The sequence below is a fragment of the Streptomyces xylophagus genome (assembly GCF_000716435.1).
In the GTDB taxonomy this organism is placed as follows: domain Bacteria; phylum Actinomycetota; class Actinomycetes; order Streptomycetales; family Streptomycetaceae; genus Streptomyces; species Streptomyces xylophagus.
This window is the reverse complement of sequence record NZ_JNWO01000029.1, coordinates 15,367-30,866: the sequence shown is the minus strand read 5'-3', so window position 1 is coordinate 30,866 and position 15,500 is coordinate 15,367. Positions and strand designations below refer to the sequence as shown.

The 15,500-nt window shown below is 70.3% G+C and carries 12 protein-coding genes, 1 tRNA gene and 1 riboswitch; of the genes, 6 read left to right on the top strand and 7 right to left on the bottom strand.

The genetic code is table 11. The features are described from left to right. Positions 1–71 precede the first annotated feature (71 nt). The 3 genes from OO70_RS42045 to OO70_RS42035 all read right to left on the bottom strand — a co-directional run bounded on the left by OO70_RS42045 (position 72) and on the right by OO70_RS42035 (position 3,777). Positions 72–2,285, bottom strand: a complete 2,214-nt coding sequence (locus OO70_RS42045) for an MMPL family transporter (protein WP_043684116.1) — start codon at positions 2,283–2,285, stop codon at positions 72–74. Between the two features lie 180 nt (positions 2,286–2,465). Next, on the bottom strand, positions 2,466–3,107 hold the full coding sequence (locus OO70_RS42040) for a GTP cyclohydrolase II (RefSeq protein WP_043684115.1): 642 nt from the start codon (positions 3,105–3,107) through the stop codon (positions 2,466–2,468). 172 nt (positions 3,108–3,279) lie between these two features. Beyond that, positions 3,280–3,777, bottom strand: a complete 498-nt coding sequence (locus OO70_RS42035) for a MarR family winged helix-turn-helix transcriptional regulator (protein WP_043684113.1) — start codon at positions 3,775–3,777, stop codon at positions 3,280–3,282. Positions 3,778–3,861: 84 nt separating this feature from the next. Here OO70_RS42035 and OO70_RS42030 point away from each other — a divergent pair, with 84 nt between their 5' ends. From OO70_RS42030 to OO70_RS42005, 6 genes are all read left to right on the top strand, one after another. After that, positions 3,862–4,992: a dihydrofolate reductase family protein gene (locus OO70_RS42030; protein ID WP_043684111.1), complete on the top strand. Its 1,131-nt coding sequence runs from the start codon at positions 3,862–3,864 to the stop codon at positions 4,990–4,992. Between the two features lie 246 nt (positions 4,993–5,238). Continuing rightward, positions 5,239–6,444, top strand: coding sequence for an alginate lyase family protein (locus OO70_RS42025; RefSeq protein WP_043684109.1), 1,206 nt, complete (start codon positions 5,239–5,241; stop codon positions 6,442–6,444). A gap of 52 nt (positions 6,445–6,496) precedes the next feature. Then, a tRNA-Met gene (locus tag OO70_RS42020) sits at positions 6,497–6,570 on the top strand. 124 nt (positions 6,571–6,694) lie between these two features. Continuing rightward, positions 6,695–7,849, top strand: coding sequence for a PP2C family protein-serine/threonine phosphatase (locus OO70_RS42015; protein ID WP_043684106.1), 1,155 nt, complete (start codon positions 6,695–6,697; stop codon positions 7,847–7,849). Between the two features lie 246 nt (positions 7,850–8,095). Continuing rightward, a riboswitch (cyclic di-AMP (ydaO/yuaA leader) is annotated at positions 8,096–8,252 on the top strand. An 11-nt stretch (positions 8,253–8,263) separates the two neighbouring features. Beyond that, positions 8,264–9,271 carry a M23 family metallopeptidase gene (locus tag OO70_RS42010; protein ID WP_043684104.1) on the top strand — a complete coding sequence of 336 codons (1,008 nt, stop codon included), beginning with the start codon at positions 8,264–8,266 and terminating at the stop codon, positions 9,269–9,271. Between the two features lie 73 nt (positions 9,272–9,344). Next, complete coding sequence (locus tag OO70_RS42005) at positions 9,345–10,289, top strand: aldo/keto reductase (RefSeq protein ID WP_043684102.1); 945 nt, start codon at positions 9,345–9,347, stop codon at positions 10,287–10,289. Between the two features lie 17 nt (positions 10,290–10,306). Here OO70_RS42005 and OO70_RS42000 read toward each other — a convergent pair whose 3' ends face one another. The 4 genes from OO70_RS42000 to OO70_RS41985 all read right to left on the bottom strand — a co-directional run bounded on the left by OO70_RS42000 (position 10,307) and on the right by OO70_RS41985 (position 15,390). After that, positions 10,307–11,614 (bottom strand): PrsW family intramembrane metalloprotease, encoded by a 1,308-nt coding sequence (locus OO70_RS42000; RefSeq protein ID WP_043684100.1) that lies wholly within the window; start codon positions 11,612–11,614, stop codon positions 10,307–10,309. Positions 11,615–11,676: 62 nt separating this feature from the next. Then, positions 11,677–12,450: a tRNA (guanosine(46)-N7)-methyltransferase TrmB gene (trmB, locus tag OO70_RS41995; RefSeq protein ID WP_234337058.1), complete on the bottom strand. Its 774-nt coding sequence runs from the start codon at positions 12,448–12,450 to the stop codon at positions 11,677–11,679. Positions 12,451–12,565: 115 nt separating this feature from the next. Further along, the gene (gene lhgO, locus OO70_RS41990) at positions 12,566–13,816 is read right to left on the bottom strand and encodes an L-2-hydroxyglutarate oxidase (protein WP_078651764.1); all 1,251 of its coding nucleotides are present in this window, start codon (positions 13,814–13,816) and stop codon (positions 12,566–12,568) included. A gap of 149 nt (positions 13,817–13,965) precedes the next feature. After that, complete coding sequence (locus OO70_RS41985; protein ID WP_043684096.1) at positions 13,966–15,390, bottom strand: hypothetical protein; 1,425 nt, start codon at positions 15,388–15,390, stop codon at positions 13,966–13,968. Positions 15,391–15,500 lie beyond the last annotated feature (110 nt).

Here is a 15,500-nt window from a genome sequence, read left to right as displayed (position 1 = left end):
GTCCCCGTCCCCACGGAATCCGGCGCCGCGAGGCCGCCACCGCTCTCGGCGGCCCCGGTCGGCGGGGTCCCCTACGGGACCGGTGTGAGGTGGGCGGCCGGGGTGTCGGTGACCGGTGCCGGGACCTTGTGGCTCAGGGCCTCGCCCTCGACGTCCATGCGGGGGAGGACCCGGTCGAGCCAGCGCGGCAGGTACCAGGCCTTGTGGCCGAGCAGGGAGAGGACGGCCGGCACGATCGCCATCCGGACCACGAACGCGTCGAACAGCACCGCGATGGCCAGCCCGAAGCCGATCATCTTGATCATCGAGGCGCCCGCGCCGATGAAGCCCGAGAACACCGCCATCATGATCAGCGCGGCCGCCACGACCACCCGGGCGCTGTGCCGGAACCCGGAGACGATCGCCTGCCCGGGCCCGTCCCCGTGGACGTAGGCCTCGCGCATCCGGGAGACGAGGAACACCTCGTAGTCCATGGCCAGTCCGAAGACGATGCCCACCAGGAAGATCGGCATCAGGCTCATGATCGGGCCGGTCTGGTCGACGCCAAGCCAGGACGCCAGGTGTCCCTCCTGGAAGACCGCGACGACCGCGCCGAGCGCCGCGAGGACCGAGAGAAGGAAGCCGAGCGCCGCCTTCAGGGGGACCAGGAGCGAGCGGAAGACGAGCAGCAGGAGCACGATCGCCAGGCCCACCACCAGTGCCAGGTACGGGATCAGCGCGTCCTGGACCTTCTGCGCCACGTCGATGTTCAGCGCGGTCGTCCCGGTGACCTCGAAGCTCGCGCCGGAGGACTTCGACTCGATCCCCGATCGTTCGTCGCGGATCGTCTGGACGAGCTGCTTGGTCCTCTCGTCGGTGGGGCTGGTGGCGGGGGTCGCGGAGAACACCGCGGTGTCCCCGGCCGAGTTGAAGCGGGCCGGTGAGACGGAGACCACTCCGTCCGTGGCCGCTATCTCCTTCGAGATCGTCGTTACGGCGGTCTTCGCGTCCTCTGCCTTCTTGGCGTCCACGACGATGGTCAGGGGGCCGTTGAAGCCGGGGCCGAAGCCTTCGGCGAGGTCGTCGTAGGCGCGGCGTTCGGTGGTGGCGGTGGACTTGGCCTCGTCGCCGGGCATGCCGAGCTGGAGGTTGAGGGCGGGCAGAGCCATCGCGCCGAGGCCCACGACGCCGAGCAGCAGGACGGGGACCGGGTGGCGTACGACGATCCGGGCCCAACGGCTGCCGCCGTTCTCGCCGTTGCCCCGCCCGGCCTTGGCCTTGCCTTTCCGTTCGCGGCGGGAGAGGACGGCGTTCGGCCAGAAGCCGAGGATCGCCGGGACGAGGGTCAGGCAGATGAAGACGGCGAGGAGGACCGCACCGGCCGCCGCCAGGCCCATCTTCGTCAGCATCGGGATGCCGACCACGGAGAGTCCGGCGAGGGCGATGACGACGGTCAGGCCGGCGAAGACGACCGCCGAACCCGCCGTACCGGCCGCCAGTCCGGCCGCTTCGCGGGGCGCGTGGCCCTTGGCCCGTTCCTCCCGGTAGCGGGAGACGACGAAGAGGGCGTAGTCGATGCCGCAGGCGAGGCCGAGCATCGTGGCGAGGGTGCCGGTGGTCTCGGAGAGACCGAAGGTGCTGCCCAGGGCGAGGACCCCGGACATGCTGATCGCGACGCCGATGATCGCGGTGAGGAGGGGCAGGCCGGCTGCCGCCAGTGAGCCGAAGGTGATGAGCAGGACCACGGCGGCTATCGCGATGCCGATCGCCTCGGCGCTGCCGCCGGCCGCGGGCTGGGTGGCGAGCGCGTCGCCGCCGACCTCGACGGTCAGGCCCGCGTCCCGGGCCGTGTCGATGGCCCGCTCCAGATGGGTCTTGGCGGAGTCGGTGAGGTCGTCGGCCTTCACCTTGAAGGTGACGGTGGAGTACGCCGTCGACGCGTCCTTGCTCACCGCCTTCGCGGTGAACGGGTCGACGGCGGAGGCGACTTGGGAACCGTCGGCCGCCTCCGTCACCAGCTTCTCGATCGCGGCCCTGTTCTCCGTCGCGGTGACCTTCTCGCCGTTCGGGGCGACGAAGACGATCCGGGCGCTCGCGCCGTCCGCCGCGGTGCCGGGGAAGCGCTGCTCCAGCAGGTCGAACGCCTTCTGCGACTCGATGCCGGGCATGGTGAAGCCGTCGTCGGGAGCGGCGGGGGCCTTGGTGGCGGCGAATCCGACGGCGCCCAGGACCGCCACCCACAGGAGGGTGACGAACCAGCGCCACCGGAAGGCCACACGGCCCAAGTGATAGAGGAGAGTAGCCATGGCTGGGGAAGGCCTCCGTGTCGGCGGTCGGTCGAGATCCGGATCGCGTGCGTGATCGTGGTGATCGCGTGCGTGATCGTGGTCTCAAGCCTTCCGGCGACGGCCTTCCGGTACGAGGGAGTGCTCTCCCGAATGGATGGTGTAGCCCGCTACACCATCCGCGAGCCGCTCAGCCCGTGCTCAGCCCGCGTGCAGCTCCGTCAACTGGCCCAGCGGCAGCGTGTGCTGGGTCTGCAGCACCTTCGCGCGTAGGTACCGGACGTTGTGCGGGGTGGTGAACACACCGGTCGGGACGCGGTCGTGGACGTCGATGCCCAGGCCGCGCAACTGGTCCGCCTTGTCAGGGTTGTTGGAGAGCAGGTCCAGGGACGTGATCCCGAGGGCGGTGAGCATCTGCGCGGCGGCCGTGTAGTCGCGGGCGTCCTCGGGCAGGCCCAGCGCGGTGTTCGCCGCGTAGGTGTCGAGGCCCTGGTCCTGGAGGGCGTACGCGTCGAGCTTGTTGTAGAGGCCGATGCCCCGGCCCTCCTGGCGCAGGTAGAGCAGGACACCGCCGCGGTCGGCGATGCGCTCGACGGCCTCGCGCAGCTGGGGCCCGCAGTCGCAGCGGGCGGAGCCGAAGACGTCGCCGGTCAGGCACTCGGAGTGCAGCCGGACCAGCGGGGTGGTGCCGGGGGCGGGGTCGCCGAGGACGACCGCGACATGTTCCTGGCCGTCGGTCAGGCCGTGGAAGGTGACGAGTTCGGCGTCGACGCCGTAGCCGTCCTGGAAGCGCAGCGGTACCCGGACGCGGGCACGCGGGGTGGCGGCGGGGAAGTCGGGCATGCGGGTCTCCGTGGTCCGTTCGGCATCGGCTCGGATGCGCTTCGGCGTGATGCTTCAGTTTTGAAGCACATCCACGATCACGGACACTACCCTTGCTTTAAATTTGAAGCAACAGATTTGTGTGACGAGTCACGAACGGCGACCTGCGAACAACGGGCTCACGAACGACGGCTCACGAACACGAGGGTGAGGAGCGGCGGCGCCACGGCACGTCCTCCGGCGCCTCCAGCGCCCGCGCGATACCGGTACTGATCTCCTCCAGCTGGCTCACCTGCTCCGGAGTGAGATGGTCGAAGATCGCGGCGCGGACGGTCTCGACATGGCCCGGCGCCGTGCGCACCAGGACCTCCATGCCCTCGTCGGTCAGGACCGCGGTACTGCCCCGCTTGTCCGACGGACACCCCTCCCGCCGCACCAGACCGTCCTTCTCCAGCCGCGTCACGGCGTACGTCAGCCGGCTCCGGGTGATCTTCGACTTCTCGGCGAGGTCGGTCATCCGCAGCCGGTGGTCCGGTACGTCGGAGAGGTTGGCCAGGATGGAGTAGTACAGGTGGGGCATGCCGGCCTCCTGCTGGAGCTGCCGGTCGATCGCGTCCTCCAGGAGGTGCGTCGCGGCGATGTACGCGCGCCATGCGCGCTGCTCCTCGGTGCTGAGCCAGCGAGTCGTCATGCCCCCAGTGTAGGTTTGTTTCAAACTTGAACCAAGCCCCGCCGTTTCCAAGCCCCGCTGTTCCGTCGAGCCGAGAGCGCGTCGATGTCCTTCCCCCACGTCCTGCTGTCCGCCGCCGTCTCCCTCGACGGCTACCTCGACGACACCGGCCCCGACCGGCTGCTCCTCTCCAGCCCGGCCGACTTCGACCGTGTCGACGAGGTCAGGGCGTCCGTGGACGCGATCCTCATCGGCGCCGGCACGATCCGCGCGGACAACCCCCGCCTCCTGGTCAACTCCCCCGAGCGCCGAGCCGCCCGCGTCGCCGCCGGCAAACCGGAGTACCCCCTCAAGGTCACGGTCAGCGGCTCCGGCGACCTGGACCCGACGGCCAACTTCTGGCACACGGGCGGCGACAAGCTCGTCGTCACGACGGACAAGGGCGCGGAGCGAGCACGCCAACTCGGCCTGGCAGCAGACATCGTGGCCCTCGGCCCCGAACTCGACTGGCGCCGACTGCTCGAACACCTCCACTCCGTCAGGGGAGTTGACCGCCTGATGGTCGAGGGCGGCGGCACGATCCACACCCAACTGCTCCAACAGGGCCTGGCCGACGAACTCCACCTCGTCCTGTCCCCGCTCTTCGTCGGCACCCCGGACGCCCCCCGCCTCTTCGGCCCGGGCACCTACCAGGCAGGCCGCCTCCGCCTCGTGGAGACCCGCCCCATCGAGGACGTGGTCCTCATCCGCTACGAACCCACCGCCCCCGGCACCGGCGACCTCCCCTCCGCCGCCGACCACCACTGGCTCGCCCTGGCCTGCGACCTGGCCGCGGACTGCCCGCCCTCGGAGACGGCGTTCAGCGTCGGCGCGGTGGTGGTCGCGGCGGACGGTACGGAGTTGTCCCGAGGCCACTCCCGGGAGTCCGGCGACCCGGTGGTCCACGCGGAGGAGGCGGCCCTGGCCAAGCTGGATCCGGCGGACCCCCGCCTCCCCACCGCCACGGTCTACACCAGCCTCGAACCCTGCACCCACCGCGCCTCCCGCCCCAAGCCCTGCGCCCGCCTGATCCTCGACGCGGGGGTGCGGCGAGTGGTGACCGCTTGGCGCGAGCCGGACACGTTCGTGGAGGGGGCGGACGGGAGCGGGATGTTGGCGGCGCGGGGGGTGTCGGTGGTGGTCCTGCCGGAGTACGAGGAGCGAGCGAAGGCGCCGAACGGGCATCTGCTGGGCTGAGGAGCTGGGCTGCGCCTTTTTGGTTCCGGCCGGCACCTCTTGACTCAGGCCGGCATTTTTCAGCCCGTCCGGCGTTTGAGGACGAGGCCCCTTCAGGGCCGATGGGGGTCTGGGGGCGCAGCCCCCAGCTACGCCCACCCCAACACCGCCCCACCACGACCAATCGGCCCATCAAATCCTGCGGCTCAATCCCCGAAGGGCCACGCTCACAAGGAAGCCGGTGCGGACAACGCGGAGGTAGGACACATGAGGGCAGTCGCGGTGCTGGGCGCGACCGTGGTCGTAGGGCTACTCGCCTCGTGCGGGACGGCGGACACCGGCACCCGGACCATGGCAAGGGCGCTGCCCGCCGACGCGGCGTTCACGCACCCCGGAGTCCTGGTCAGCAAGGGCCAGTTGGACGCCGTACGGAAGAACGTGACCGCCGGGAAGCAGCCCTGGCTGAAGGCGTACTTCGGGATGCGGGACAGCAAGTACGGGTCGTACAAGTACACGGCGAAGCCGTACGCGGACGTCGACTGCCCCTGGAACGGCAAGGCCGCGCACGGCTGTGTCGAGGAGCGCGAGGACGCGATCGCGGCGTACACGCAGGCCCTGCTGTTCAGCATCACCGGGAAGCAGCACCACGCGCTCAAGGCGCGGGAGATCATGGACGACTGGTCGGCGAAGATGAAGGAGCACACCTCCGAGGACGCCGGGCTGCAGACCGCGTGGGCCGGGTCGACGTGGGTGCGGGCGGCGGAGATCGTGCGGTACGCGCCGGGCGCCGGCTGGCCCACCGACCGCGTCCAGCGCTTCGCGACCATGCTGCGTACCGCCTACCAGCCCGAGGTGACGAAGGACCTGCCGGACTACAACGGCAACTGGGACCTCGCGATGACCGACGCCGCGATCGGCATCGCCGTCTTCCTCGACGACCACAAGGCCTTCGACGCGGCCGTCACACGGTTCCGCGACCGCGTGCCCGCCTACTTCTACCTGGAGAAGGACGGCAAGGTGCCGCTCACCCCGGCCCGCTCCACCGTCACCACCCCGCAGAAGCTGACGACGTACTGGTTCAAGCAGACCACCTTCAAGGACGGCGTCGCCCAGGAGACCTGCCGCAACTTCAAGCACGTCGGGTACTCGCTCGCCGCCACCGCGCACATCGCCGAGACCGCCTGGCACCAGGGCGTCGACCTGTACAAGGAGGTCAAGGACCGGCTTGCCGCCGCCCTCGATTTCCACGCCCGCTACCAGCTCGGCGAGGCCGCGCCGGCCTGGCTGTGCGGAGGAAAGGTCGACCGGAACATGGGGCCCGACCTGGAGGTCGCTCTCAACCACCTGGAGGACCGGCTCGGCATGAAGGTGCCCTCCGCGCACCGGCTCGCCGAGTCGACCCGGCCGGCCGGCAGCGACGACCTCTTCGTCTCCTGGGAGACCCTCACGCACGCCGGGAACCCGGCCGACTGAAACACGTGTGACATCGGACCCCGCGGATGGCGTATAGTTGCAATCACAACGGCGCGGGGTGGAGCAGCTCGGTAGCTCGCTGGGCTCATAACCCAGAGGTCGCAGGTTCAAATCCTGTCCCCGCTACTAAGGCCAAGGGCCGGAATCCAGAAATGGATTCCGGCCCTTGGTGTTTCTCCCCCCCTCTCTCGGTTTCCTCGATCGGCCCACCCCGCTCGCAGCGCTCCCCCCACCGGGAAAAACTGGACGCGTGGAGGAGGGTCCGTATGTGCGAGCCGGCGGGCGCCTGCCCGGCGATCCCGTGCCCGATCCCGGCCTCGGCCCCGTCGAGGGACGGCGGATCTCGAACACCCGCGCCGTCGTCCGCCGCCTGCCCGCGCTGCTGCTGATCGTCGGCGCGTTCTACGACTACTTCACCCCGCAGGCCTTCACCGCGGCCCCGTTCTTCACCGCCGCCCCGCTCGTCGCCGCCCCGCTCTACTCGCGGCGCGGCACCGTGCTCACCGGCCTGGCCGCCGTCGCCGTCGTCCTGGTGATCCACATCAGGCTCGGCATCGTCCTGCACGCCGACGCGGTCACCGAGGTGGCCACCGTGGCGACGGTCGCCGTCCTCGCCGTCCTCATCAACGTCCTCGTCCGCCGCAGCAGCGAACAGCTCGCCTCCGTGCGCGAGATCGCGGAGGCCGCCCAGCGCGCCGTACTGCCCGAACCGGCCGAGCGGATCGGCGGGTTCGAGATCGCGGCACGCTACGAGGCGGCGCAGGAGGGCGCGTTCATCGGCGGCGACCTGTACGCCGTGCAGGACACCCCGCACGGCGTACGGCTGGTCGTCGGTGACGTGCGCGGCAAGGGCATGGGCGCGGTCGCCGCCGTCGCCGTGGTCATCGGGGCGTTCCGGGAGGCCGCCGAGCAGGAGGTCACCCTGGAGGCGGTCGCGCAGCGGCTGGAGCGGGCGCTGGCGCGCGAGGGCACCCGGCGTGACGGGCTCGACGCGTTCGAGGGGTTCACCACGGCCGTCCTCGCCGAACTCCCGCACGGCGACGGCGTCGTACGGATCGTCGACCGGGGCCACCCGCCGCCGCTGCTCCTTCACGAGGACGGCACCGTGGACACCCTGCTCGTCAAGGAGCCCGCACTGCCGCTCGGAATGGGGGAGTTGGGGTTCTGGCCCGACCGGGCCGAGGAGTTCGCGTTCCCCGGCGGCTCCACCCTGCTTCTGTACACCGACGGCCTGTCCGAGGCCCGCGACTCCCACGGCGTCTTCTACGACCCCGGGGAGCGGCTGGCCGGCCGGACCTTCCGCAGTCCCCAGGCGCTGCTCGGCATCCTCGCCAAGGAGGTGCGCAGGTACTCCGGGGGCGGGATGACGGACGACATGGCGATGATCGCCGTACGGCATCCATGACCGGCATGAACGGCGGTTGTCACGGGCCGTGATCGGGTGAGCGCCCTCCGCATAACAACTGACATACCGTCAATAGCTGTGGGAATTCTGAGACTTGGTCAACTCGCCCGTTTTTCGCCGGTGGTGGGCCGTTCGTCCAGCAAGGAAAGGTTAATGATCAAGCCGAACAGCTTGGAATCGGGTGCCCGGGTCTATTAACGTTCGATAACGCAGCGCGGTCGTCCCAGCCGTCACAAGAGACGGCTCCGTGCTCACGCGCCGAATTCCGCAAGGGAACCGGGGAACCACCACTTGGGGTGAATCGCTCGTCGACAGCCGTGGGAACACGGCAGGTTTACGCGCGTAGGAGACCTTCCTGCTCCGAACCCGTCAGCTAACCCGGTAGGCGAGAAGGAAGGAAAGGAGCACGCCCACGTGGCGTCCAACTCTGCTGCCCCAGAAGCCCCGTTCGTCTACGGCGGCTTCCGCCCCGACGAGGGCCCCTGGGAGGAGTGGAATCCCAGCGCGGAGTCCGTTCTTCCCAACCGCGGCAAGCACCGTGTCGCCAAGCAGCGTGGTGGCGGAGGATTCGCCCGCAGCTCCACCGTCCTGGGCGTCGGTGTCATAGCCGCGGTGAGCGCGGGCGGGATGGCCAGCGCCAACACCGGCAAGCCGCCCGTCTCGATCTCCATGCCGGACCTGCCCTCCGTGGGCCACCTGCTGGACGACTCCTCGAGCACCCCCAAGGGTTCCGCGACCGCGCTCAGCAGTGTCGGTGTGACCACCACCGAGACCGCCAAGGGCACCTCGGACGCGGGCGAGCTGCTGCGCAACCGGATCATGGAGCAGGCCGAGCTCCAGCAGCTCCAGGTCGACGGCAAGTCGCAGGCCGCCGCCGAGGCCGCCGTCGCCAAGCAGGTCGACGCCGCCGCCGCGAAGGCCGAGAAGGACGCGGCCGCCAAGGCCGCCGACGCGAAGAAGGCCGCGGAGGCCGCCGCCAAGAAGAAGGTCGAGGCCGCGAAGCTCGCCGCGCTGGCCAAGCAGTACACGCTGCCGGTCGTCTCCTACACGATCACCGGCACCTTCGGTCAGGCCGGCTCGATGTGGTCCTCCGGCTACCACACCGGCCTCGACTTCGCCGCGCCCACCGGCACGCTGATCAAGGCCATCCACAGCGGCACGGTCACCGAGGCGGGCTGGGCCGGGGCGTACGGCTACCGCACGATCATCACCCTCAGCGACGGCACCGAGCTGTGGTTCTGCCACCAGTCCTCGATCAACGTCAGCGTCGGCCAGAAGGTCGCCACCGGTGACGTCATCGGCCGCGTGGGCGCCACCGGCAACGTGACCGGACCGCACCTCCACCTGGAGGTACACCTCAACGGCGCGGCCACCGCGAGCGACCCGGCGCCCTGGCTGCGCAGCAAGGGCCTCAACCCCTGAGCCGAGCCGAGCTGCCCCGTCCGCCCGCGCTGGTCTGGAATATCCGGTTCCGGCGCGGGCGTTGACGTTGTCCATGACTTCTCTTCGCAAGCTGGGCCGCTCGGACCTCGAGGTCTTCCCGCTCGTCCTCGGCGGCAACGTCTTCGGCTGGACCGCCGACGAGGCGGAATCCTTCGCCGTGCTGGACGCCTACACCGCCGCCGGGGGCAACTTCGTCGACACCGCCGACTCGTACACGGCGTGGATCGAGGGCAACAAGGGCGGTGAGTCCGAGACCGTCATCGGCAAGTGGCTCAAGGCCCGCGGCAACCGCGCCGACGTCGTCATCGCCACCAAGGTCAGCCAGCACCCCGAGTACCCGGGCCTGTCCGCCGCCAACATCAAGGCCGCGGCCGACGCCTCCCTCACCCGGCTCGGCACCGACTACATCGACCTCTACTACCCGCACTTCGACAAGGAGGAAGTGCCGGTCGAGGAGATCGTCGGCGCGCTCGACGACCTGGTCAAGGCGGGCAAGGTGCGGCACATCGCCGCCTCCAACATCTCGCCCGAGCGGCTCCAGGCGTCCCTGGACTTCTCCGATCGCGAGGGCCTCGCGCGCTACGTCGCGATCCAGCCCCACTACAACCTCGTCTCCCGCGACACCTACGAGGGCGAACTGCGGGACGTCGCCGAACGCGGCGGCCTCTCGGCACTGCCGTACTTCGCGCTGGCGGCCGGCTTCCTCACCGGCAAGTACCGCCCCGGTACGACGGTCGACAGCCCGCGCGCCGGGCGGGCGGCCCAGTACCTCGAATCGGAGCGCGGCCGGCGGGTGTTGACCGCCCTGGACGAGGTCGCCCAGGCCCACGACGCCCCGGTCGCGACGGTCGCCCTGGCCTGGCTCGCCGCCCGGCCGACGGTCGCGGCCCCGATCGCCTCCGCCCGCACGGTCGACCAACTGCCCGCGCTGCTGGCCGTGGCGGAACTGGAGCTTACGGACGCGGAGATCGCGAAGCTGACGGAGGCGTCGGCCTAAGGGCCTTCGGGGGGCCGTCAGGACCGGTACGGGTTGTACAGGGGAGCCCCGTACGACCCGTACACCGGCGGCCACGGCGGCACCACCACCGGCACCGGCGGCGCCGTCCGCCGCGCCGCGAAGTCCAGCGCGGGCCGCGCCACCTCCCGGCGCAGCCACAGCTCGTGCAGCAACTCCCTTTCCCGTACGGCGAAGTCGGCGCCGGCGCGGCCCCGTCCGGCCCGGTGCCGCAGGAACGCCAGGGTGGTCGCGTACGCCTCGTACTGGGCGACCGAACGGGCGGCCGGTCTGCCGAGACGGTGGCCCGCGTACTGGCGGGCCAGGCGGCGGGCCTTCATCGAGCCGAGCACGAAGGGTTCCGCCGGGGGCAGCCAGCCCGCGAAGACGTACACGGGCAACTCCTCGCGCACGGTGCGCAGTTCGCGCTGCCGGGTCCAGATCGCGAGCCAGGTGAGCAGGCCGAACGCGGGGACCATGAAGGCGCCGTAGACCTCGAAGAAGCCGTACTGGCCGAACGTGGAGGAGCCGTTCCACATCGCGTGCATGGCCATCGCCAGGAGCAGACCGGTCAGGGGGACCAGGACGCGCCGGACGTGGTGCCGGTCGGGGGAGAGGGCGGCGATGCCGAAGCCGATGCCGGTGAGGACGGTGAACAGGGGGTGCGCGAACGGGGACATGACGATGCGCACGAAGAAGGTCGCCGCGGTGACGGAGGTGAAGCCGCGGTCGCCGGTGAGCTGGTCGGTGCCGAAGGCGGTGCCGAGGTAGAGGATGTTCTCGGTGAACGCGAAGCCGGTGGCGGTGACCCCGGCGATCACCACCCCGTCGACGATCCCGGTGAAGTCCCGTCTGCGGAAGAGAAAGACGAGCAGCACGGCCGCCGCTTTCGCCGACTCCTCGACGATCGGGGCTATGACGGTCGCGCCGAGGGTGTCCGCGCTGGAGGGATCCGCGGTCGTGGTCGCTATCCATCTCGTCGCGAAGCTGTTGGCGACGATCGCTATCAGCGCGGCGGCGCAGGCACCCCACGCGAAGGAGAACAGGAGGTTCCGCCAGGGGCCGGGGTCGACGCGGTCCAGCCAGCGGAACGCGGCGACGAGCAGCGGCACGGGCAGTACGGCGAGCCCGAGGCCCACCAAGAAGCCCTCCGTGCCGGTCTGTTGGCGGACGAGCGCGAGGATGACGAGCCCGGAGAGCGTGAGCAGGGTGATCAGCGCGCCGTTGCGGACCCAGGTCCGCTGCCACCAGCGGCCGCGCGGCCCGTGCCCGGGCACACCACCGGCGGGGTGGCCGGGGTGTGGGGGGTACGGCGAAAACGTGGCCACGGCATCGACCCTAACGAGGTAAGGGCACGGCCCGCGAGGGAGCCTGGCGTCAGCGCTGATCGTCAGTGCTGGTCGTCGTGGGGTACGCGACGGAAGAGCAGATCGTTCACGACATGTCCCTTGTCCAGTCCCTGGCCCTCGAAACGGGTCAGCGGCCGGAAGTCCGGACGGGGCGCAAAACCGCCGTCGGGTTGGCTGTTCTCGAAGTCCGGGTGCGCGTCGAGCACTTCGAGCATCTGTTCGGCGTACGGCTCCCAGTCGGTCGCGCAGTGCACGGTTGCCCCTGGCTTGAGGCGGGTCGCGGCGAGGGAGAGGAACTCCTCCTGGATCAACCGGCGCTTGTGGTGCCGCTTCTTGGGCCAGGGGTCCGGGAAGTACACGCGCAGCCCGTCGATCGAATCCGGGGCGAGCATCTCGCGCAACAGGATGATGGCGTCCCCGTTGGCGACGCGGATGTTGGACAGGCCGTGGTGGTCGGCGAGGTTGAGGAGGTTGCCCTGCCCCGGGGTGTGCACGTCGGCGGCGAGGATGTTTGTCCCCGGGGTGTCGGCGGCCATCTGCGCGGTGGCTTCGCCCATCCCGAAGCCGATCTCCAACACGACCGGGTTGTCGTTTCCGAACAGCTCGGTGAGGTCGAGGTTCCGTTGGCCGTCGATGTCCAGGCCCCATTTGGGCCACAGGCGTTCCAGGGCGTCGGCTTGGCCTGCGGTTACCCGGCTCCGGCGCGGCTGGAAACTTCGGATGCGGCGTTCGAAGTGGGAGCCGGCGGGGTCGGGCCGCGGCCCGTCGGGGAAGCGGGGTTCGCCCTTGGCTCGGGTGTTGGGGGAGTCGGTCACAATGCGTCGATTTTACGGGAGGGTGTTGTCGGGTGGCGCCGCCCAGTCGTCTGCGTGGTGCGGTGGGTGCGCGAGTGCCGGTCCGTCGTGGCTTGTCGCGCAGTTCCTCGCGCCCCTAGGGGGTTGCCCTTCCCGGGGTTTTGAGTGGGAGGCGTTTCTCCTCGCCCAGTACGGCCAGTGCTCGCCTCGCCACCTCTCTGCCGATCGGCAGAGACGCGGTCGCCGCCGGGCTCGGGGCGTTGAGGACGTGGACCGTGCGGGGGCCTTCCTTGATCAGGAAGTCGTCTACGAGGGTGCCGTCCCGCAGGACCGCCTGCGCGCGGACGCCGGCCGCCGAAGGCACCAGGTCGTCGGGGGTCACGGCCGGGAGCAGTCGCTGTACGGCGCTCGTGAACGCGCTCTTGGACACGGACCGCCGCAGCTCCCCCACTCCGTACCGCCAGTGCTGCCGGGCCATCCGCCACACCCCGGGCCACGCTGCCGTTGCCGCGATCTCCCGGGGTCGCACGACGCTCCAGCCGTAGCCCTCGCGGGCCAGCGCCGGCACCGCGTTCGGCCCTACGTGGATGCTTCCGTCGATGCCGCGGGTGAGGTGGACGCCGAGGAACGGGAAGGCTGGGTCGGGGACCGGGTACACCAGGCCCTTCACCAGCTCGGGGCGCGTCAGGGTGTAGTACTCGCCCCGGAACGGCACGATCCGCATCCCGGGGTCGTCACCGGTCAGCCGGGCCACCTCGTCGCACTGCAGGCCGGCGCAGTTCACCAGCACGCGCGCGCGAACCACGTCACCGCCGGTCGGGGACTCCGTGCGGACGGCGACCCCGCGCTCGGGGCGTCGGTCGATGTGGGCGACGCGGGCGCCGTAGCGGATCTCCGCGCCGGAGGCCTCGGCCAGGTGGCGGGCGACCTCGGTGTAGTCACAGATGCCGGTCGTGGCGACCTGTATGGCGGCCAGGCCGCGCACCTCCGGTTCGTACTCGGCGATCTGGGAGCCGCCCAACTCCCGCACCGCGATGCCGTTCTCCCGGCCGCGCTGCACGAGCGCGTGCAGGCGAGGCAGTTCGGCGCGCTCCGTGGCGACGATCAGCTTGCCGGTGACGGCATGCGGAATGCCGTACTCCGCGCAGAACTTGACCATCTCGGCAGCACCCCGCACCGCGTACCGCGCCTTGAGCGACCCGGGTTTGTAGTAGATCCCGCTGTGGATCACCCCGCTGTTGCGCCCTGTCTGGTGGCGAGCCGGGCCCGCCTCCTTCTCCAGCACGGTCACCCGCGTGCCAGGTGCGGCACGGCTGATCGCATACGCGGTGGACAGCCCGACGATCCCACCACCGACCACGAGCACGTCACAGTCGTACCCGACCACAGTGCACCACCTCCCGCCTCCGATAGTGCACTGCGCCACTGACAGTGCCTTCAAACCCGGGAAGGGCATGCCAACCCAGGGGCGCGGGGAACTGCGCGACCAGCCACGACGAACCGTCACTCGCGCATCTACCGAAACCGGGCAAATCCTTAGGCGGGGGCCATCAACAACGGCCGAGCCCTCTCCCGCAGCTCCACCACCCGCGGCTCGTCCCCATAAGGCTCCAGCCGATGCAGAAGATCCTTCACATACTCGGTCGTACGGGCCGACGAGATCCGCCCGGCAACCTCCACCGCCCGCACCCCCTGCTCACACGCCGCATCAAGATTCCCCGACTCCAACTCGGCAACCGCCGAGACAACGAGCCGGAGACCATGCGACCGCACGAACTCCTCCGTCGGCTTCGACAACGCCTGCTCAGTGAACCGCCGCACCTGACGAGGCGCCTTCAAGTCGCGGTAGCACTCGGCGGCGTCCGCGGCGAACCGGTCGTAGGAGTAGAACCCGAGCCAGGACGGATCGTTGTCGCCGTCACGGGACCGCTCCAGCCACCCCTCCGCCGCCTTCAGCGCCGCCCCGGCCGCCTGGGCGTCACCCGCCTTCGCATGGGACCGCGCCTCGACAAGCCGGAAGAAGCTCATGGTGCGGGCAGTCGCGAGCCCCCGGTTGCGCTCCAACGCGGCCTGCGCGAGATCGACACCCTCGTCGCCGAAGCCGCGATAGGTCGCCTGCAACGACATCGACGCCAGCACATAGCCGCCCAACGGCACATCCGCCGCCGCGCGGGCGAGCCGCAGCGCCTGGATGTAGTACCGCTGCGCCGCCTCCTGTTGACCGGTGTCGAAGGCCATCCACCCGGCGAGACGCGTGAGTTCGGCGCTCGCGCCGAACAGGGCTCTGCCGACCTCGTCGGAGTACGAGCCGAGCAGCAGCGGTGCCGCCTCGACCCGCAGACATTCCGGCACCATCGACGAACGCCAGTCGCCGCCCCCGTACTTGGAGTCCCAGCGCCTGGCGTCCTCCGCGGCCTCCCGCAGCTTCTGCACATCGCTGTGGCCGACTTTGAGCGGTGCGCTCGCGCCCTCCGAGGAGTTGGCCTCGCGCGCCACCGAACTGTCGGCCGGGGTTATCAGCCAGCGTGAGGCGGGCGTTGCGTATGCGCTGACTGCGAACGACCCGGCGAGCGACTGCCAGATGCCGCCGCTTCCCGCACGGCGGCCGGCGAGGTCCAGGCGGTACAACTCCGTTGCGGAACGCACGGCTTGACCGACGTCCCTGGGGAAGGCGAGGCCCACTTCCGGTGCGGGATCCGCGTCCGCCAGGCCGATCTCGTGGAGCGGCACCGGGCGGCCGAGCTTCTGGCCGATGGCGGCCGCGATGAGGTGCGGGGCGGCGCCCTGGGGCACCATTCCCTTCGACACCCAGCGCGCCACCGACGTCTTGTCGTAGCGAAGTGTCAACCCGCGTTGAGCGCCAAGATCGTTGACGCGACGCGCGAGTCCTGCGTTGCTGATTCCCGCGAGGGCGAGAACGGTGCCGAGTTTTTCGTTCGGCCCGCGTTGCTCCCTGGACATGCGCCACCCCTCGACACAGACGGCTGCCGCGCTGGCATAACCATGCGGCATTCGTAAACCCAGCGTAGTTCGCCGCATCCCAAGCGTTAAGGGGCATTGTTCCGGTTGGC